The sequence below is a fragment of the Pseudomonas graminis genome, assembly GCF_013201545.1.
In the GTDB taxonomy this organism is placed as follows: domain Bacteria; phylum Pseudomonadota; class Gammaproteobacteria; order Pseudomonadales; family Pseudomonadaceae; genus Aquipseudomonas.
On the sequence record NZ_CP053746.1, the window covers coordinates 4,750,500 to 4,770,885 of the forward strand.

Genomic DNA, 20,386 nt, shown 5'->3' on the forward strand with positions numbered 1-20,386 from the left:
CCGAGACAGGAGCAGCACCCATGGGTATCGATCAGTTATTTGCCGATTTGAGCAGTCTTCCCAGCATTCCCAAGGTGGCGCAGGACCTGATCAAACAGTTCGACAGCCCGTCGTCGGACTTGGGCAGTATCGCTGGCAATATCGAAAAGGACCCGGTGATCGCGGCGAAAATCCTGCGGCTGGCCAACTCCGCGCGCTTTCGCGGGGCACGGGAATCGTCGAGCATCGAGGACGCAGCCATGCGCCTGGGCTTCAATACCCTGCGCACGCTGGTGCTGGCGTCGGCGGTGACCGGCGCCTTCAAGGCAGGACCCAGTTTTGATTTGAAGGGTTTCTGGCTGAAGAGCTTTCAAGTGGCAGGGATCTGCCGTTTGCTGGCGAAAAAGTCCGGCGCCGATGGGGAAATCGCCTTCACTTGCGGGGTTATGCACGACATCGGCGAGTTGTTGATCCAGACCGGTGCGCCCGCCGTTGCCGAGCGCATCAACAGCGTGACCAAGACCGGTACGACCGGGCGTGCGGCGATTGAAACGTTGCAGTTGGGTTTTGGTTACCCGGAAGTCGGCGCCGAACTGGCACGGCGCTGGGGACTGCCGGCGGTCATCCAGAACGCCATCGCCTATCAGGCGCGGCCGATGCAGGCGCCGGGGGACGCAACCCAGCCACGGATTGTTGCTCAGGCACTGACTATTTCTGCCGCGCTGGAAAACCACGGTGGCGCCACCGCGCAGGCGAAGCAGGAAGTGGATGGCCCGTTGCTGGAGGGGGTTGATCTGGATGCGGTGTTCGCGGAGCTGCCGAAGGTGCTCGAGGATGACAAGGCGTTTGCGGAGTTGTTGAGCTAGTTAAGGTCCGGGTTGGAGATTGATAGTGCTTACACCGGCCCCTTCCCGACTGAAGACGGTCCCACACATTGACCGCGGACCGACTGACACAACGCGGTCAACCTGCAGGACTGGCTTCAGCCGGGAAAGCGTCAGGCGTCACACTGCAAAACCGATGGTGCTCACTCAGGCCCCTTCCCCGCTGAAGCCGGTCCTACTAGTATCAGCGCACAGCCGCGCTTGAGGACCTGTGCATGCCTGATGTACCCGATACCCATGTCGACACCCTGCTGCACTGGATGCAAGACCGCTCCTTCGTCGTGCTGACCGGCGCCGGGATCAGCACGTCTTCCGGGATTCCGGATTACCGCGACAGCGAGGGCGTGCGTCGGGGTCGGCAGCCCATGATGTTTCAGGAATTCCTCAATGCGCCCGAGGCCAGGCGTCGTTACTGGGCCCGGGCGATGCTCGGCTGGCCCCGGGTTCGCGCCGCGCAACCCAACCCCGCCCACGAGGCGATTGCCCGCTTGCAGCAGCGCGATCTCATCAGCGGCGTCATCACCCAGAACGTCGACTCCTTGCACGATCAGGCCGGCAGTCATGACGTGGTGGAATTGCACGGCAGCCTGCATTGGGTGCTGTGCCTGGACTGCCGCCAGCGCACCGAGCGGGACATCGTTCAGCTGACCCTCGTCGAGCAAAACCCTTACCTGGCCGGCGTCGATGCGGTGCAGGCGCCTGATGGCGACACTTTGCTCGACCGCGCCTTCGAAGAACGCTTCCAGGTGCCCCACTGCCCCCACTGTGGCGGTGAGCGCCTGAAACCTGACGTGGTGTTTTTCGGTGAGAACGTGGCGCCACCCACTGCAGCCAAGGCCATGCAGCGCGTGGAAGACGCTCAGGGCCTGTTGGTGGTGGGGTCGTCGCTGATGGCGTTTTCGGCGTTTCGCCTGTGCCGCACGATCAAAGATCAGGGCAAACCGCTGATCGCCATCAATCTGGGGAAAACACGGGCCGATGATCTGCTGGATCTCAAGATCGAAGCATCGTGCGAGGTGCTACTGCCAGCCTTGGCGCAGCGGCTGTTGAGAGCCTGATGAGTCTTCCGTATCTCCGTGTGCAGAGAGGGCCCTTTCGCGAGCAAGCTCACTCCTACATGGCTCGATCTGTCATCGGGTAGCGCGAATACCCGGCAACGCCGCCAACGCCCTGTTCCACACCTGCCGCGTCCTGACCCACGCCACCTCCTGCCAGTCCGGGTCCGCCGGATAGAACTGCTCCAGCAGCCCTTGCTTGATCCGCCGCCCTGTCTCGTCCAGCGGATCGCCGTGCAGGTGCAGCCAGTGATCATCACGCAAATGCCCATGCACCGCCGCCCCCGGGTACGTGCCGCACTCGATGACAAACGGCATTAAGTGCACGCCCGGCAGCGCGTCGGGGAGCATCTGCGAGGTGTATCCGGTGGAGGTCGCCGCGACACCGGTTGCGCTGATCCGATTGGCGCCGGTGATCAGCGTGAACAACCAGGGCCCGAACAACGCCCTGGCGTCCTCCAGCGCGGGGTAGGCTGACTCGACGATGCTCATCAGCATCGGATGACCGTAATCCCCCGCGCCGGTGTGCAGGTCAAAGCAGGCCACCACCTCGGCATCCTGCAAGTACTCCCCGACGATGCTGCGCAGCGTGCGATTGGACCAGCTCGGCTCGCTGCCGCCGAAAAACAACCCATCGGGGAATGCGTACTGCCCCGCTTCCACTACGGACATCAACCCTGCCCAGCCCAGCGCATCGATCGCGGCCTGAAACTGCGCATCCGCCTGGTCGCGCTTTGGCCCGCGCAGCTCCTCGCAGGCATAAATGCGGTGGACGTCGCCATAGGCACGGTTGTCCGGCAATGGTCGGCTGAAGTCCAGGTAGTTGCGGTTCTGATCGAGGTTGTCCTCGTTGACCCGGCGCATCCACGCCGTTCCCCAGGGGTTGATCAGGTGAATCATCAGGATCGCCACGCCCTCGGGCAATGCGCGTGGATCAAAATCTTCCAGCCAGCGGCTCTGGCAATCGGAACCGTAATAGCCCTCGACGCCGTGGGTGCCGCTCAACGCCACCAACACCCGCCGCGCCTGCGGATCGCCGAGCCAGGCGACGTCCGTGGCCAGCGTCTCGCCAAAAGGCCCGGCCAGCGGATGGGCGTATTCGCTCAACCGCGCACCCGCAGTGGTCGCTGCCGCAATGAAGCGCTCGCGAAGCTGGCGATAGCCCGGACGATCAGGAAACAGGTGGCTCATGAATGCGCTCCAAAGGGGGTGACACCGCGCGTCCAGGCCCGTACCAGGCAGGCCGAACGCCACGAAGAAGAGACACTGCGTCAGAAATGTTACAACCGGACACGTTTTGGCACACTTCTTTCTAGTAATTCTTGAGTGGAACGTCAGTACCACGAAATGCCTAGCGTCCAGCCCAAGCTGCCGCAAGTCTATGCTGCCGAACGGTGCGAACCCCGCACCCGTGTGCAGGAACCGGACACTACCCCGTCCGAAACAGTGCAGGACGCCGACCAGAAGTCTGGCGTCCGTCGATAAGGAATTCGATTCGTGCCAGACATGCGCCCTTCATACCCCACACGCCAACGCCGCACCTTTCCTTTTCCGCTGCCCCCCTCTGTCAGCGAGCCTGCCGTCCGTCCCATCTCCCTTCAGCGTTCCGGCTGAAACCCAGCATTAATTTGCTGCAGTGCCCAACATTTTTTTCGTTTCAATGGCTGTCGCTTTTATAGTGATCCGGCCGCCACTTTTTATTGTCCTTTTTCGGCACAGATGCGCCCGCGCAAATAACGTTTTAAATAACGAGCAGGAGGAATTGCTGTTGATCCACACACACTAAAAACGATCAGTGATCATTTTCAGAAAGTGTGCGCCACTGTTAACAACCCTTCACCCTATGACTGACAAGTCACACTTTCAGGACTTACCACAATGATCACCTAAGCACTCACGCACCAACTTGCACCCACTTACTCAAGTTTGGTGCAACGCACATCTGATTGAATCGGAACAGGTCACCTTGCAAGCTCGCGGTGAACCTGAGTGGATAGGTTCGTCCCATGGTTCGGCAACTTACCCTGCTTCCATAGAGTGAACAGACCCACCCCTGACGAAATTCGCTAAAAAGTTACAGGAATGCGACATCGTCCCTGTACAAGCCAGAAACCGCTGGCTAGAGCCCTGCACTGGCATAGCGGTTGCAATAGCGATGTTCGTTAGCCAGTGACGCTGAAACAAAGACGCACTTCTTCGTACTCAACAAGCAATCAGGGAACTGCAATGTCGTCTCCATAGCTCACGCTGCCACAGCACTTATAAGAGTGGTTCTTTAGAGACCTGTTCTCCCAGGCCTCGTGCTTGCGACAGCACGGACGTCAACTTCAAACAGGGCAACTTGTTTGAACGGACCCTTATTGCCCTTCAACGACCCGAGGGAGCTTTAATGAATGACGCGGTAAAAGCGAAAGCCATACCTGACCCGGCGCCGGACGCACTGTCCATGGCCTGGCCGCGTATTCCTTTCAAGGAAAACACATCGCGTCCGGGTGAACTAAGCCGGACGCACGTGTTGATATTGATTGCCGCCTCGGTCCTTATTCACGGCGCTATCTGGTGGTATATGCAGACTGCAAAAGCCGACGTCCCGGAAGTTGCGCCGCAAGTGCCCGAGATGACCGTGGAATTGACCAGCCCGACACCGCCGACCCCGGAGCCGCCGCCACCGCCGCCTCCACCTGAACCGCCGCCACCGCCCCCGCCGCCCCCTGAACCGGAGCAACCGGTCGAGGACCCCGACGCGGTCAAGCCGCCGCCGAAACCGGTGGAGAAGCCTGTCGAGAAGCCGGTGGAAAAACCCAAGGTCGAGAAGCCCAAGCCGGTGAAGAAACCCGAACCGGTGAAAAAGCCGACACCGCCTGCGCCTGCTGCACCGGCTACGCCGAGCCCGCCTGCGCCCGCCACACCGTCGCCATCCCCCGCACCGCCAGCGCCTGCTGCGGCCCCGGCGGCACCGGTCAAGGAATCGGCGGCGATTTCCGGGCTCGCCAGCCTGGGCAACCCGCCACCGGAATACCCCGGCGCGGCGCTGCGCAAAGGCATGGAAGGCCGCGTGATCCTGCGCATCAAGGTGCTGCCCAACGGCCGTGCCGGCACGGTCGAGGTGACCAAATCCAGCGGCAAACAGGTGCTGGACGATGCGGCGGTAGAGACGGTGCGCAACTGGAAGTTTGTTCCGGCCAAGCGCGGTGACACCCCGATCGAAGGCTTCGCAACGCAAACCATCGACTTCAAGCTGCCCGAATGAACCCGGTCAGCCCATCAACAACAACTCTTTATATAGCGGGTGAGGTGTAACCATGAACGAATCGATCTCTTCGATGATTGTCCCCGGCGTACTCTGGGCGCTGGTGGTGTTTTCGGTGCTGAGCTGGGGGCTGCTGCTGATCAAATCCGCACAGTACTTGCGCTTAAAGACCCAGAACAAACAGTTCGCCAAAGCGTTCTGGGCAGCGCCGGATCTGCTCACCGCCGCCGAGCATTCCAGCCAGTACCCGGGATCACTGGCGCGGATCGCCAACAGCGGATTCGAAGCCATGGCGGTCGACGAAACACCGCGCAACACCCAGCAGCTCGCCCACACCATCAACCGCTCCGACCGCCTGGAACGCAACCTGCGCCAGCAGATCCAGAAAGAACGCCGCGCACTTGAAGCCGGTCAGGCCATCCTCGCCAGTATCGGCAGCACGGCGCCGTTCATCGGCCTGTTCGGGACGGTCTGGGGGATCATGGAAGCACTGCAAAGCATCGGCGCCAGCGGTTCGGCGAGCCTGGAAACCGTGGCCGGCCCCATCGGTCACGCCCTGATTGCCACCGGGGTCGGCATCGCCGTCGCGGTCCCGGCAGTGCTGATCTACAACTTCTTCCTACGCCGCCTCAAGCTCGCCGTCGCCGACATGGATGATTTCGCCCACGATTTCGACGCCCTCGCCCAGCGCAGCGCCTTTAGCATCAACCGTCAGGCCATCGCCAGCAAACACAGCCAGGCTGTGCGGGAGGCGAGCTGATGTCGTTCTCCACCCAAGACAGCGATGAAGTGCTCAGCGAAATGAACGTCACGCCGCTGGTGGACGTGATGCTCGTGCTGCTGGTGGTGTTCATCGTCACCGCGCCACTGATGACCAACGCGATCAAGGTCAACCTGCCGAAAACCGACGCCGTCGCCGCCGCTGACAAAAAAGACCCGGTGGTGGTCAGCGTCGACCAGGACGGCAAGTTCTACCTGGCCAAATCCGAAGTCGCGCCGGAATCCCTGGAGATCAGCCTCAAGGACGTCAAGGCCAAGGACCCGGAGGTGCGCGTGCAATTGCAGGCCGACACCAACGTCAACTACGGCCAGGTCGCCAAGGCGATGGCGTCGATCGAGCGCTCGGGCATCACCAAAATTTCAGTGATGACCTCGAAATGATTGGCCCATGACCCGCCGTTGATCTGCACTTGAAGCAGACGCCGCACCCGCTGCGGTGCTGCTCACCCTACTCCCGATTCACCGCCGTCCGGGTTTTTGCCCCGGAGGGGAGCGGCTTGCTTGAAATAAGGAAATTCCCGACCGCTACCACCGCGTCGGAGCAACGAGGGCTCACAAGGCCATTTCAATAACATCTGGACTAAGTCGGAAACTACCATGCTGATGAGCTTTCCCGGTTTTACCCTCAAGCCCCTTGTTGTTGCCGTACAACGCCACCCTCGTGCGCTGATTTGCGCACTGGCGGTCGGCATGAGCCCGGCCTATGGCGCCGACAGCACGGACAGCGCAGCCGAGGCCGCGACCGGCAGTGAAGCCGCTGTGCCCGCTGCAGCGGTGGCTGCCGCGCCGGCGACCACCCAGCTCAAACGGGTGGAAGTGACTGGTTCGGCGGTGCGCCGGGCCGATGCGGAAACCGCCGTGCCGGTGACCATCCTGCGCGCCGACGAGCTGAAGAAACAGGGCGTGACCACCACCGAACAGATGGTCCAGCGCATCACCGGCAGTCAGTCGATGATGAACAGCGCAGGCTCGGTCGGCGCCTCCACCGGCGGCGCGTCCTATGCCGACATGCGCGGCATCGGCGCCAACAAAACCCTGATCCTGCTCAACGGCCGCCGTCTGGCCAACAACGCCTTGTCCGGCGTCGGCACGCCCAACGGCAGCGCCATCGACCTGAACATGATTCCGTTCGCCGCCATCGACCGCATCGAAGTGCTGCGCGACGGTGCCTCGGCGCTGTACGGCACCGACGCCATCGGCGGGGTGATCAACTTCATCACCAAGAAGTCGCTGACCGACGGCACCCTGAGCCTCGGCGGCGACACCCCGACCGCCAGCGGCGGCGGCGCCAGCAAGGATGTCAGCGCCAGCTGGGGTTTCGGTGACCTGGACGAAGACCGTTTCAACGTCATGGGCGTGTTCAACTACAACAAGCAGCAGAACCTCGACGCCAACGACCGCTCTTTCGATAAGGATTACGTCCCGGGCCGTGGCCTCAATCAGACCTCCGGCACGGCGTACCCTGGCAACTACTATCAGGGCAACAACAGCAGCAACCCCCTCGCGCCGAACTGCGCCGGACCGGGCCTGGTGAGCGTGAACGGGCTGTGCCGGTTCAGCACCCGCGATTACATCGACCTGGTGCCGCAGACCGAGAAGACCTCGTTCTTCGGTCGCGCCACCGGCAAGCTGGCCGAAGACCACAACGTCAGCCTCGAATACTTCTTTGCGCGCAACAACAACGCCACCAGCATCGGCCCGGCGCCGTTGACCGGCCTGAGCATCGACCCGTCGTCGCCCTACTACCCGGGCAACGGCATCACACCCGGCCCGAACAATTTTGCCCTCGACCCGACCCAGCCGGTGGATACCGCCTGGCGTGAAACGGCCGCCGGCCCCCGTGGCAGCAAGGACCAGAACACCAACCAGCGCCTGCTGCTGACCTTCGACGGCACCGTCGGCGGCTGGGATTACAACCTCGGCGCCAACTACAACCAGAGCAAGGTCGTGTCCAGCGTGACCTCGGGCTATGTCAGTGACTCCGCCCTCAAGGCGGGCCTGGCCAGCGGTCTGCTCAACCCGTTCGGCCCGCAATCGGCGGCGGGTCAGCAGTTCATCGACGACGCCGCGTACCACGGCGAATACTCCACCGCCGTTGGCCGTGTCTACGGGGTGGATGGACGTATTAGCCGCGAGATCGGCAACTGGTTCGGTGCCGGCGAATCCGGCCTGGCCCTGGGCGGCGAATACCGCAAGGAAAAGCTGCACCAGAACTACGAAGACTTCGTCGACGACATCAACAGCCTGGGCCTCGATTCGGCAGGCTCGGTGTCCGGCGATCGCACCGTCAAGGCCGAATACGCCGAGCTCAACGTCCCCGTCATCGACAGCCTGGAACTGACGGCCGCCGTGCGGCACGACAAATACAGCGACTTCGGCAGCACCACCAATCCGAAATACTCGTTCCGCTTCCAGCCGTTCAAAGAGCTGGTCATGCGCGGTGCGTACAGCGAAGGCTTCCGCGCGCCGTCGCTGTATGAGCTGTATGCCCCGCAAAGCCTGGCCTACAGCCAGGGTTACTACGATGACCCGACGCTTTGCGCGGGCGGTACCGTACAACCGGGCGGTCAGGCCGGGCGGGACTGTAATCAGCAGTTCCTCAACCGCAGCGGCGGCAACGCGAGCCTGTCCCCGGAGAAAGCCCGCAACGTGACCCTGGGCTTCGTTTATCAACCGATGAACAACCTCTCCATGGGCCTGGATTTCTGGTGGATTCACATCTCCAACCAGATCCAGTCGTTTCCTGAATCCACTGTGTTCGACCAGTCGGATCTGTATGGCGACCGCATTATCCGCAACGCCGACGGCTCCATCGCCAACATCGTGACGGGCAACTCCAACCTGGGCATCGTCAAGACCAACGGTGTCGACGTGACCCTGGACTACCGCTTCCCGAACACGCCGTATGGCCAGTTCGGTCTGGGGCTGACCGGTACGTACGTCAATCGCTACGACTTCCAGAACATCATCGACGGTCCGTACACCGACAAGGTCGGCGACTTCCAGGGTGATGGCGTGATCGCGCGCTGGAAACACGTGCTGATCGGCAGCTGGACCCTCGGCGACAGCCGTGCCTCCCTGACCAACCGCTTCACCAGCGGCTACAACGACTACGACCGCAGCACCAACGGCACCGTACCGTCGTACTCGCTGTGGGACCTGTCGGTGGGCCACACCTTCGAGAAGGTGCTGGACGTCGATGCCGGCGTACGCAACCTGTTCGACCGCGACCCGCCGTTCACCAACCAGGCCTACAACTTCCAGTCCGGCTATGACCCTCGTTACGCCGATCCACTGGGCCGCACGCTGTTTGCGCGGGCGACGTATCACTTCTAAGCGCTAATGCCCGACGCGCCACTCCTGCGGCGCGTCGGGCTGCTCACAAGGATTGTCCGCATGTCTGCCACCCCCTTTTCCTTGCCACGCCGCTTGCCGGGCGTGGCACTGCTGTACACGGTGCTGTTTTTTACTTCGCTGCTGTCCGGCGCTCCTCAGGTTTTCGCCGCACCGGTGCACGCGCTGACCGTTTATGGTGAAGCGCCGAAATACGCCGCTGATTTCCAGCACTTTGATTACGTCGACCCCGACGCGCCCAAAGGCGGTTCAATGAGCCGCGCGTCCGAGGAGATCGGCCAGTTCAACTACCTCACGCCCTACGTAGACCAGGGGATTTCCGTGAGCCAGATCGATACGTGGGTGTATGCGCCACTGGCCTACCGCTCACTGGACGAGCCCTACACCGTGTACGGGCTGGTCGCCGAGAAGATGGAACGCGACCCCGACAACCTCTGGGTGCGCTTCTACCTGAACCCCAAGGCGCGCTTCGATGACGGCACGCCGATCACCGCCGAAGACGTGCGCTACACCTGGCAAACCCTGATCACCAAGGGCAGCTTCAGCTATCGACCGCTCTACGCCGACGTCAAGGACGCGGTCATCGAAGCGCCGGGGCAGATCCGCTTCGATTTCAAGACCGGCACCAACCGCACCCTCGCCCTGGACCTCGCCAGCCTTCGCATCCTGCCCGAGCACTGGTGGAAGACCCGCGACTTCACCAAGGGCGGCGGCTTCGAACCGCCGTTGGGCAGCGGGCCGTACCGGGTCTCGCGGGTCGACGCCGGGCGCAGCGTCAGCTTCGAGCGGGTCAAGGACTGGTGGGGCAAAGACCTGCCGGTCAGCCGTGGGCTCTACAACTTCGACGCGCTGACGGTGAATTTCTATGGCGATGTCGACGTGGCCCGTCAGTTGGTCCAGGCCGGCAACTTTGATTACAACCGCGAGTTCTCCTCGGCCGGCTATGTCGTCGGCTACACCGCGCCGAGCCTGCAGGACGGCCGTCTGCGAAAGACCATTCTGGCCAAGCGCCGCCCGGTGGCCGGTCAGGGCTTCGTGTTCAATCTCGACAAGCCGATGTTCCAGGACCGGCGCGTGCGGGAAGCCCTGGCGATGCTCTGGGATTTCGAATGGGTCAACGGCCAGATCATGCGCAACTTCTATGTGCGCGAACAAACCTACTTCCCGAAAAGCGAAATGGCTGCCACCGAGCTGCCCGACGCCCAGGAGCTGAGCATTCTCGAGCCCTTGCGCGGGCAGGTGCCGGACGAAGTCTTCAATCAGGTCTGGCGCGCACCGAAGACTGACGGCAGCGGCTACATCCGCGACAAGCAGCTCAAGGCCCTGAAGCTGTTGGCAGATGCCGGCTGGCACGCGAAAAACAACCGGCTGGTGAACGCCGCCGGTCAGCCGCTGGAGTTTTCCTTCCTCGACGGCCAGGGCGGTTTCGAACGGCTGGTGCTGCCGTACAAGCGCGTGCTCGCGCAGATCGGCATCACCCTGAATTTTCGTCGCGTGGACTCGGCGCAGTACATGAACCGATTGAACGCGCGGGACTACGACATGATCGTGGTCACCCTGCCCAGCAACGGCAATCCGATCCTCTCCCCCGGCCGCGAGCTGTACAACCTGTTCGGCTCGCAGAGCGCCCGGCAAGTCGGCAGCTCCAACGCCATGGTGCTGCGCAACCCCGCGATCGACCGCCTGATCGACGGCCTGGTCGCGTCCAATAACCGCAACGACATGCTGCATTACGCGCGGGCGCTGGATCGGGTCCTGCTCTGGGGTTTCTACATGATTCCGAACTACTACTCCCAGGGCACACCGGTGGTCTATGCCAACCGCTTTGGCAAGCCGGCGATCGAGCCGATCTACGACGTCGGCCTGGAAAGCTGGTGGGAAGTCAGCCGGGTGCCGCTGACCGACGTGCAAATGGCCGCGCGTCCGGCGCCGCAGAGCAGCGTCGCGAATACCCATGCTGCACCGATAGCGGAGGGCCAGTGACATGCTCGCCTACACCCTGCGTCGCCTGTTGCTGATCATCCCCACGCTGCTGTGCATTCTGGTGGTCAATTTCCTCATCGTGCAGGCCGCACCGGGCGGCCCCGTCGAACAAGCCATCGCCCGCGTCCAAGGCATGGGCCCAACGGGCGGGTTGGGTGGCGGTGGGGGCGAAGTCGCGGCCACCGGCGGGATCAGTCGGGGCGCCCAAGGCCTGGACCCTGAACTGGTGGAAGCGATCAAGCATCAATACGGTTTCGACAAGCCGCTGCACGAGCGGCTGTGGCTGATGCTGACCCATTACGCCCAGCTGGATTTCGGCAGCAGTTTCTTCCGCGGCGCGACGGTGACCGGGCTGATTGTGCAAAAACTGCCGGTGACGATCTCCCTGGGGCTGTGGGCGACACTCATCACGTACCTGATCTCGATTCCGCTGGGCATCCGCAAGGCCGTGCTGCATGGCAGCCGTTTCGACGTCTGGAGCAGCACGGTGATCATCATCGGCTACGCCATCCCGGCGTTTCTGTTCGCCATTCTGCTGATCGTGGTGTTTGCCGGCGGCAGCTACTGGAGCTGGTTTCCGGCCCAGGGGCTGTTCTCCGACGACTTCGACAGTCTCTCGCCGCTGGGCAAGCTGCGCGATTACCTCTGGCATCTGGTGCTCCCGGTCAGCGCGCTGGTCATCGGCGGCTTCGCGACCCTGACCATCCTCACCAAAAACAGCTTCCTCAACGAGATCGGCCGCCAGTACGTGGTCACCGCCCGGGCCAAGGGCCTCAGCGAGCAGCGCGTGCTCTACGGCCATGTGTTCCGCAACGCCATGCTGCTGGTGGTGGCGGGCATTCCTCAGGCGCTGATCGAGGTGTTCTTCGCCGGCTCGCTGCTGATCGAAACCATCTTCGGCCTCGATGGCATCGGCCGCATGAGCTACGAAGCGGCGGTGTCCAGGGATTACCCGGTGGTCTTCGGCACGCTGTTCCTGTTCACGCTGTTCGGCCTGTTGATCAAGCTGGTGGGCGACCTGTGCTACACGCTGGTCGACCCGCGCATCGACTTTTCCGCGAGGAGCGCCTGATGTTCGAGTTTTCCCCGCAAAACCAGCGCCGCCTGGCCAATTTCAAGGCCAACCGGCGAGGCTGGTGGTCGCTGTGGCTGTTCGTGGCGCTGTTGGTCATCTGCCTGTGTGGCGAACTGATCGCCAACGACAAGCCGTTGATCGTCCGCTATCAGGGCGAGCTGTACTTCCCGGCCGTGCATCAATACCTGGAAACCGACTTCGGCGGCGAGCTGCCTTTCGAGCCGGACTATTCCAGCGACTACGTGCGCAAACTGATCGCCGACAAGGGCGGCTGGATGCTCTTCGCGCCCATCCCGTTCAGCTACGACACGGTCAATTACGAACTCCGCGAGCCTTCGCCCAGCCCGCCCAGCGCGCGCAACTGGCTGGGCACCGACGACCAGGCCCGGGACGTGATGGCGCGGGTGCTGTTCGGCACCCGCGTGTCGATCCTCTTTGCCTTGGCGCTGACCGCCATCAGCACGGTCATCGGCGTGTTCGCCGGGGCGTTTCAGGGCTATTACGGCGGGCTGGCGGATTTGATTGGCCAGCGCCTGCAGGAAGTCTGGTCCGGGCTGCCGGTGCTGTACTTGCTGATCATTCTGTCGGGCTTTGTCGAGCCGGACTTCTGGTGGCTGCTGGGGATCATGTCGCTGTTTTCCTGGCTGGCGCTGGTGGACGTAGTGCGCGCCGAGTTCCTGCGCGGGCGCAATCTGGAGTACGTCAAAGCCGCCCGCGCCCTGGGACTGAGCGACGGCGCGCTGATGTGGCGGCACATTCTGCCCAATGCCATGACCAGCACCCTCACCTACCTGCCATTCATTGTCACCGGCGCCATCGCCACACTGACCGCGCTGGATTTCCTCGGCTTCGGCATGCCCGCCGAAAGCGCGTCCCTGGGCGAACTGATCGGCCAGGCCAAACGCAACTTGCAGGCGCCGTGGCTGGGCGTCACGGCGTTCTGTGCCCTGGCGCTGATCCTCACGCTACTGGTGTTCATCGGCGAAGCCTGCCGTGACGCTTTCGATCCCCGAACTTGAGCGCTGCCATGACTGACCCTCTGATCCAGATCCGCAACCTGCGCGTGGCCTTCAACGGCGCCGAAGTCGTGCACGGCATCGACCTCGACATCCAGCCCGGCGAATGCCTGGCACTGGTCGGCGAGTCCGGGTCGGGCAAATCGGTGACGGCGCATTCGATCCTGCGCCTGTTGCCGGCCAAGTCTGTGAGCACCCAAGGCAGCATTCGCTACAAGGGCGTCGATCTGCTTAAAGCCAGCGACAAAGAACTGCGGGGGCTACGCGGCAACCGCATCGCGATGATCTTCCAGGAGCCGATGACCTCGCTGAACCCGCTGCACAGCGTGGAGAAACAGATCGGCGAAATCCTCGCCCTGCACAAGGGCCTCAAGGGCAATGCCGCCCGCGAGCGCACCCTGGAATTGCTCGGTCTGGTGGGCATTCAAAACCCGCCGCAGCGGCTTAAGGCCCTGCCCCATCAACTGTCCGGCGGCCAGCGCCAGCGGGTGATGATCGCCATGGCCCTGGCCAACGAACCCGAGCTGCTGATCGCCGACGAGCCCACGACTGCGCTGGACGTCACGGTGCAGTTGAAGATTCTGGAGCTGCTCAAATCCCTGCAACAACGGCTGGGTATGTCACTACTGCTGATCAGCCATGACCTTAATCTGGTCAGGCGCGTCGCCCAGCGGGTCTGCGTGATGCGCGCCGGCGAAATCGTCGAGCAGGCTGAGTGCCAGACGCTGTTCGCCGATCCGCAACACCCCTACAGCCGCCTGCTGATCAACGCCGAACCGGACGGCGAACCGGTGCCCGGCGAGCACACCCAGACGCTGCTGTCGGTGAACGCGTTGAAGGTCTGGTTTCCATTGCCCAAACCGTTGTTGCGGCGCGAGCCGCAGTACATCAAGGCGGTGGATGGGGTGAGTTTCGAGCTGTTGAAGGGCCAGACCCTGGGCATTGTCGGCGAGTCCGGGTCGGGCAAATCGACCCTGGGCCAGGCGATCCTGCGGCTGATCGATTCCGAAGGCAGCATCCGCTTCGGCAACAAGGAGCTGAACCTGCGCAGCCAGCAACTGATGCGGCCCTTGCGCAAGCGCATTCAGGTGGTGTTTCAGGACCCGTTCGGCAGCCTGAGTCCGCGCATGACGGTGCAGCAGATCATCGCCGAAGGGCTGCTGACCCACAGCATCGGCACCCCGGCCCAGCGTGAAGAGACAGTGATTCGCGTGCTCGGCGAAGTCGGTCTCGACCCGGGCAGCCGCCATCGTTACCCCCACGAATTCTCCGGCGGTCAGCGCCAGCGCGTGGCCATTGCCCGGGCGCTGGTGCTGGAACCGGAGCTGATCCTCCTCGACGAGCCCACTTCTGCGCTGGACCGCACGGTGCAAAAGCAGATCATCGCGCTGCTGCGGGATCTGCAGATTCGCCACGGCCTCAGTTATCTGTTCATCAGCCACGACCTGGCCGTGGTTCACGCCCTGGCCCACGACGTGCTGGTGATCAAAGACGGCAAGGTGGTCGAGCAAGGCGCGGCGCGGGAGATCTTCGGCAACCCGCGCCAGCCCTACACCCAGGAACTGTTGCGCGCCTCCGGGCTGGATTTCGGCGGACGGGCGTGAGCCGACACACTTTGCGACACCTACTATAATGCCCGGCCACGGCGTATCATCCCGCCCCCTCGATTTCCTGCTCTGGTGCCTGTCATGACTGCCCTCCCGCTCACTTCCGAACGCCGCGGCTGGTCGTTCTGGTGGAAACCCCTGGCCTTCCTGCTGGTGGCCGCCATCGGCTTGTACTACGTCAAGTGGTCGCCGTATTACCTGAAGTCCTTCATCGCCGCCGACACCCACACCATCGGCGGCTCGATCATCAACGACAACCCGGCCACGCCGTGGGCCGCCGCGCTGGCCTACGCCCAGGTCTATTTTCTGGCCATCTGGAAGGCCGCCGTGCTGGCAGTCATCCTCGGCTCGCTGCTGCAGGTGCTGATCCCCCGGGACTGGCTGCTGAAAATGTTCGGCCGCGCCGGGCTGGGTTCGACGATTCGCGGCGGCCTGTTCGCCCTGCCGGGCATGATGTGCAGCTGCTGCGCAGCGCCCGTGGCTGCGGGCTTGCGCAAGCAGAACGTCTCGGTGGGCGCGGCATTGGCCTTCTGGATCGCCAACCCGGTACTCAATCCGGCCACGCTGGTGTTCATGGGCTTCGTGCTGGGCTGGGGTTTTACGGCCCTGCGACTGGTGGCGGGCCTGGTGCTGGTGATCGGTGTTTCCCTGATTGCGCAACGCATTTCTCGCCCGGAAGTGGTGCCAGAGCAGGCGCTGGAGGCCGTGGCCAATGCCGAAATGCCGGACGAAGGCAGCCTGCTGGTGCGTTGGGGCAAGACGATTTGGCAGTTGTTCTGGACCACCATCCCGATTTACGTCATTGCCGTGCTGATTCTGGGCGCCGCGCGGGTCTGGCTATTCCCTCACGTGGACGGCGCGATGGGCAACAGCCTGTTGTGGCTGGTGCCGCTGGCGATCGTCGGCACGCTGTTTGTGATCCCGACGGCGGCGGAAATTCCGATCGTGCAAACGCTGCTGGCTTTGGGGCTGGGCACTGCGCCGGCGGTGGCGTTGCTGATGACGCTGCCGAGCGTGAGCCTGCCGTCGCTGCTGATGCTGCGTAAATCCTTCGACGCCAAGGTGCTGGTGGTCGTTGGGGTGTTGACCATGCTGGTCGGCGTGGTAAGTGGGTTGGTAGGCGCCGCTTTGTTGTAAGGCTGAGATCAAGATCACAAGCGTCTGCCTGGGGGCAGACTGTTTCGCCTTCGGCGACTTACTTTTGAAAAGTCGAAAGTCGCACCATCCAAAAGTAAGCAAAAGTGCCTGCTCTCGGTTGGGCCCTTCCTTCGTCAGGGTTCCCTCACTCCGGTCTCGCTCCGTGGGCCCGCTGCCATCCGCCATCCATGGCGGGGGGCAGCTCTCGCCGCATCCATGCGGCTCGGCCCACTCCGCGAAACCTGCGTTCAGCCTGCACCAAAGTCGCGATGGGAGTCGTCTGGGCTAGCTGTGTATGAAGATCAAGATCAATAGCAGATCAAGATCAACGGCTTCCCGGCTAAAGCCGGTCCTACAGTCGGCGCCCATCCCGCTGGATGCATGCGATTTCTTAGCAGGACCGGCTTTAGCCGGGAAGAGGCCAGCCCAGACACCAACAATTTTGCTGATAACACCCCTACCTGTGGAAGCGAGCTTGCTCGCGAATGCTTTACCTCAGAGATCAGATATCCGCTGGATGTACTGACCCTTTCGTGAGCAAGCTCATTCCCACAAGTCCGTCGCCCCTGACCTGCAGCTGCGGCTTCCCGGCCGAAGCCAGTCCTACAGGCGTACGCGGTCTATTAGTGGGACCGGCTTTAGCCGGGAAGAGGCCAGCCCATACACCAACAATTTTGCTGATAACACCCCTACCTGTGGAAGCGAGCTTGCTCGCGAATGCTTTACCTCAGAGATCAGATATCCGCTGGATGTACTGACCCTTTCGTGAGCAAACTCACTCCCACAAGTCCGTTCCCCGTGACGTGCCTTTGATCTGCTTTTGATCTGCTTTTGATCTGCTTTTGATCTGCTTTTGATCTTCATGCGCAAAAAGCCCAGTCACCGCCAATCGCGACTTGGGTGCAGGCTGAACGCAGGTCTCGCGCAGTGGGCCGAGCCGCAGGGATGCGGCGAGAGCGCCGTCAGGACATGGATGTTCGTTCGGCGCGGGCCCACGGAGCGAGACCGGAGTGAGGGTACTCCGACGCAGGAGGAGCCAAGCCAGGAGCAGGCACTTTTGCTTACTTTTGGTGCTTTTCAAAAGTAAGTCGCCGAAGGCGAAATAGTCTGCCCCCAGGCAGACGCTCTTGATCTTGAGGATCTTGATCTTGATCTTGATCTGGTTTCAGCTGCAACGCCTTAATAGCCCGCCAAACCCCCTCTCAAATCGCACCACATATGCACCTTTGAAACATACCCCTCGCCCACCGCCACCGCATACGGCTCCACACCGAACACCTCAAACCCCATCCGCTCATAAAGGCCCTGGGCGCTGCGATTGCCCTGCGTAACCGTCAACTGAACAAGCAACAGCTGCGACTGGCCCCGTGCATGATCAAGAACGCCTGCAACCAAATCCCGCCCGAGACCCTTGCCGCGATGGGCGTGCGGAACGTACATCCCGAACAGCGTGGATTTATGACGGGCCTTCTTTCTGCTTTCAACAGAAAGACCGGCAACCCCCAACAGATGGCCCCCATCAACAGCGCCAAACACCACATCCGCCACCTCAGAGCCCACTCCCAGCCGCTTCTCCCACCAGCCGATCGGCAACGCTTCGCGCTCGCTGACATCGGAGGTAAACGCGTCCGGGTGCAGACGGTAAGCGTCGAGCATCAGTGCTCGATAAGCCGCCGCATATTCAGGGGTCAGTCGCTTGATCGTCGTGGTCATCTCGGTTTCACTCCCGTAATCCCTTCGCTGCCGTCAATAACCCGCGAAACCTCTGATAACGCACCTGCAGCGCACCCTGCACCTCCGGCATCGGCTGATAGCGCGCCTTCACCGGCATTCCCCGTTTCAACAGCTCAGCCCCTTCCCCGATCGACAAAAACCCAAGCTTTGCCGCGCCGATGCACGCGCTGAGTTCACTGCCGTGCAGGGTGTACACCTCGCGATCCAGAATATTGGCCAGCAACTGCGCCCAGTATTCGCTGCGAGCGCCGCCGCCCACCAGGGCGCAGGCGTTGACCGTAGCGCCGGCCGACAGCGTAGCGTTCATCGCGTCCAGCAGCCCGAAACCGACGCCTTCAAGCACCGCGTAACCCAACATTGCGGGCGTGCTGTCATGGCCCAGGCTCATGAACCCACCGCGCAACAGCGGGTCGTTGTGGGGCGTGCGCTCACCGGCGAGGTACGGCAGAAACAGCGGATTTGAAATCGCCACCGGCTGATCGACCGGCAACGCAGCGTGAACCTGATCGAGCAAGGCTTGCTCACTGGTCTGACCCAACAATCGGGTAACCCAGCGCAGGCAACTCGCTCCGGCCAGCATCGCCCCCATCGTGTACCAGCGCTGCGGCAGTGCGTGGCAAAAGCTGTGCACGGCGCTGGCCGGATTGCCCGCCGGATGATCGGTGATTGCGACGATGGCCGCGCTGGTGCCGAGGGTGACGAACGCATCGCCGGCGTTGATCGCGCCGATGCCTACCGCGGAAACCGGGTTGTCACCCCCGCCTGCGGCCACGGGCAGACCCTGCGGCAAACCCAGTGCCTGCGCCGCGTCGGCGCCGAGCACGGCGGACAATTGATCGGCTTCCAGCAACCGGGGCATCTGCTCCAGGTTCAGCCCGGTGGCGCGGAGCATCGGCGCGTACCATTGGCGCTTCGCCACATCCAGCCACAAGGTGCCGGCGGCGTCGGACATGTCACTGACCTGCTCACCGGTCAGCAGCAAGCGCAGGTAATCCTTCGGCGACAACACGCTGGCGATGCGCGCGAACACCTGCGGTTCGTTCTGCTGCATCCACAACAGCTTCGGCGCGGTAAGCCCGGCCATGGCCAGGCTGCCGGTGACCTCGGCGTACTCCGGGAAATCTCCGTTAAGCTGCGACGCCTGCTGCACGGCGCGGGAGTCGTCCCAGAGAATCGCCGGATACAGCACCTGCTCGGCCGCATCCAGCAGAACCGCGCCGTGCATCTGCCCCGACAAACCGATGCAGCCGATCCGCGCCCATGCCTGAGGATCGCTTGTCCGCAACTGCCCGAGGGCTGACAGGCAGGCCTGCCACCAATCATCGGGGTTCTGCTCCGACCAGCCCGACTGCCGCCGACTGACTTCCACGCGCGCACCGGCCTGGGCCAGCACCTCGCCGTCGGCATCCAGCAAAATGGCCTTGAGTTCGGACGTGCCGAGGTCGATGCCCAGGGAAACAAGCTGATTCATGAAAGTCCGGTTCCTGAAATATTCGGTGCCTGGCAGCGGCCCCTCAAGGGCATCCACACGAATTGCGAATGCGTAGCGTCGGCGCCAGTCGCTCCGACACTCGTTGACCCTCGGGTGCATCGATGCGCTGCAGCAGCAACTGCACCGCGCGCGCGCCCAGGGCCTGTACCGGTTGGGCAATGACGCTCAAGCGTGGCAAGAAAAAATCCGCCCAGTCAAAATCATCGAAACCCACCAGCGCCATCTGCCCCGGCACCTCGATATTGGCGTCGCGCAGCGCGTGCATGGCGCCGATGGTCATCAGGTTGTTCGCCGCCAGAATCGCCGTGGGCGGCGGGTTCAGGCGCAACAGTGCTGAAGTGGCGACCCGCGCGGATTCGCTGTTCGACTCACCGTCGATCAACAACTGCGGATCCCACGGCACATCAGCTTCAACGAGCGCCTGCCGGTAACCCTCGATGCGCTCCTCCGTCGTGCTCAGCCCACGATGGCCGGCGATCATGCCGATGCGCCGATGACCATGGCCGATCAAGTGCGTCACCAACTCAGCGGTGGACTGGCGATTCTCGACGCCGACCTGATCGAAACCCTCGACCGCCATGCGGTCCACCAGCACGCTGGGAATGGCGTTGCTGCGCAAGTAAGTCAACGCTGCCTGCTGCGGATCGCTCGACGGCGCAAGCAGAATGCCGTCCACTCGCCGATGGTGCAGCGCCTGAACCACCTGCAGTTCCTGGGCGGGATCGTCGTGGGTGTCAACGAACAACATCATGATGCCGTGGCGCGCGCATTCCGTTTCGATGGCGTGCACCGTCTCGCTGAAATAGTGGTTCGACAGCGCCGAGATCGCCACGCCGATGGTGTGGGTGCGCGAACGGGCCAGCGAGCGCGCCAGGGTATTGGGGATGTAGCCCAATTCCTGAACCGCTCGCTGCACCGCTTCAATCGTTTTGGCGCTGACCTTGCGCGTGCCGTTGAGCACATGCGAGACGGTCGACGTCGATACCCGCGCCCGCTTCGCCACGTCTTCCATCTTGATCACTGCGCCGACTCCTTAAAGC

Annotated in this window: 15 protein-coding genes; 11 read left to right on the forward strand and 4 right to left on the reverse strand. The window is 62.7% G+C overall.

All coding sequences use genetic code 11. The annotated features are described in order from the left end of the window. Positions 1-20: 20 nt before the first annotated feature. Both FX982_RS21260 and FX982_RS21265 read left to right on the forward strand, forming a co-directional pair. Positions 21-845 (forward strand): HDOD domain-containing protein, encoded by an 825-nt coding sequence (locus FX982_RS21260; protein ID WP_254074845.1) that lies wholly within the window; start codon positions 21-23, stop codon positions 843-845. A 233-nt stretch (positions 846-1,078) separates the two neighbouring features. Continuing rightward, the gene (locus FX982_RS21265) at positions 1,079-1,921 is read left to right on the forward strand and encodes an NAD-dependent protein deacetylase (RefSeq protein ID WP_172612463.1); all 843 of its coding nucleotides are present in this window, start codon (positions 1,079-1,081) and stop codon (positions 1,919-1,921) included. A gap of 72 nt (positions 1,922-1,993) precedes the next feature. Here the strand turns inward: FX982_RS21265 and FX982_RS21270 are convergent, their stop codons facing one another. Next, a complete protein-coding gene (locus FX982_RS21270) occupies positions 1,994-3,109 on the reverse strand; it encodes a DUF2817 domain-containing protein (RefSeq protein ID WP_172612465.1) in 1,116 nt (371 codons plus the stop codon). Positions 3,110-4,307: 1,198 nt separating this feature from the next. Here FX982_RS21270 and FX982_RS21275 point away from each other — a divergent pair. From FX982_RS21275 to FX982_RS21315, 9 genes are all read left to right on the forward strand, one after another. After that, complete coding sequence (locus FX982_RS21275) at positions 4,308-5,168, forward strand: energy transducer TonB (protein ID WP_172612466.1); 861 nt, start codon at positions 4,308-4,310, stop codon at positions 5,166-5,168. 52 nt (positions 5,169-5,220) lie between these two features. Continuing rightward, a complete protein-coding gene (locus tag FX982_RS21280; protein WP_172612468.1) occupies positions 5,221-5,928 on the forward strand; it encodes a MotA/TolQ/ExbB proton channel family protein in 708 nt (235 codons plus the stop codon). After that, the gene (locus FX982_RS21285) at positions 5,928-6,329 is read left to right on the forward strand and encodes an ExbD/TolR family protein (protein ID WP_172612470.1); all 402 of its coding nucleotides are present in this window, start codon (positions 5,928-5,930) and stop codon (positions 6,327-6,329) included. Before FX982_RS21280 ends, FX982_RS21285 begins: the two co-directional genes overlap by 1 nt. A gap of 216 nt (positions 6,330-6,545) precedes the next feature. Then, the gene (locus tag FX982_RS21290; protein ID WP_172612471.1) at positions 6,546-9,284 is read left to right on the forward strand and encodes a TonB-dependent receptor; all 2,739 of its coding nucleotides are present in this window, start codon (positions 6,546-6,548) and stop codon (positions 9,282-9,284) included. A 60-nt stretch (positions 9,285-9,344) separates the two neighbouring features. Then, entirely contained in the window at positions 9,345-11,285 is a 1,941-nt protein-coding gene (locus FX982_RS21295) for an extracellular solute-binding protein (protein ID WP_172612472.1), read from the forward strand. A gap of 1 nt (position 11,286) precedes the next feature. Continuing rightward, on the forward strand, positions 11,287-12,357 hold the full coding sequence (locus tag FX982_RS21300) for a microcin C ABC transporter permease YejB (RefSeq protein WP_172612473.1): 1,071 nt from the start codon (positions 11,287-11,289) through the stop codon (positions 12,355-12,357). Continuing rightward, positions 12,357-13,379: an ABC transporter permease gene (locus tag FX982_RS21305; protein ID WP_172612474.1), complete on the forward strand. Its 1,023-nt coding sequence runs from the start codon at positions 12,357-12,359 to the stop codon at positions 13,377-13,379. Before FX982_RS21300 ends, FX982_RS21305 begins: the two co-directional genes overlap by 1 nt. Before the next feature lie 8 nt (positions 13,380-13,387). Then, entirely contained in the window at positions 13,388-14,980 is a 1,593-nt protein-coding gene (locus tag FX982_RS21310; protein WP_172612475.1) for an ABC transporter ATP-binding protein, read from the forward strand. A gap of 84 nt (positions 14,981-15,064) precedes the next feature. Beyond that, entirely contained in the window at positions 15,065-16,120 is a 1,056-nt protein-coding gene (locus tag FX982_RS21315; RefSeq protein ID WP_172612476.1) for a permease, read from the forward strand. 1,179 nt (positions 16,121-17,299) lie between these two features. Here the strand turns inward: FX982_RS21315 and FX982_RS21320 are convergent. Genes FX982_RS21320 through FX982_RS21330 form a run of 3 tightly spaced genes read right to left on the reverse strand, consistent with a single transcriptional unit; the run spans position 17,300 to position 20,367 of the window. After that, a complete protein-coding gene (locus FX982_RS21320) occupies positions 17,300-17,833 on the reverse strand; it encodes a GNAT family N-acetyltransferase (protein ID WP_172612477.1) in 534 nt (177 codons plus the stop codon). A gap of 7 nt (positions 17,834-17,840) precedes the next feature. After that, positions 17,841-19,325, reverse strand: a complete 1,485-nt coding sequence (gene xylB / locus FX982_RS21325; protein WP_172612478.1) for a xylulokinase — start codon at positions 19,323-19,325, stop codon at positions 17,841-17,843. A 43-nt stretch (positions 19,326-19,368) separates the two neighbouring features. Beyond that, on the reverse strand, positions 19,369-20,367 hold the full coding sequence (locus FX982_RS21330; RefSeq protein ID WP_172612479.1) for a LacI family DNA-binding transcriptional regulator: 999 nt from the start codon (positions 20,365-20,367) through the stop codon (positions 19,369-19,371). Positions 20,368-20,386: the final 19 nt, after the last annotated feature.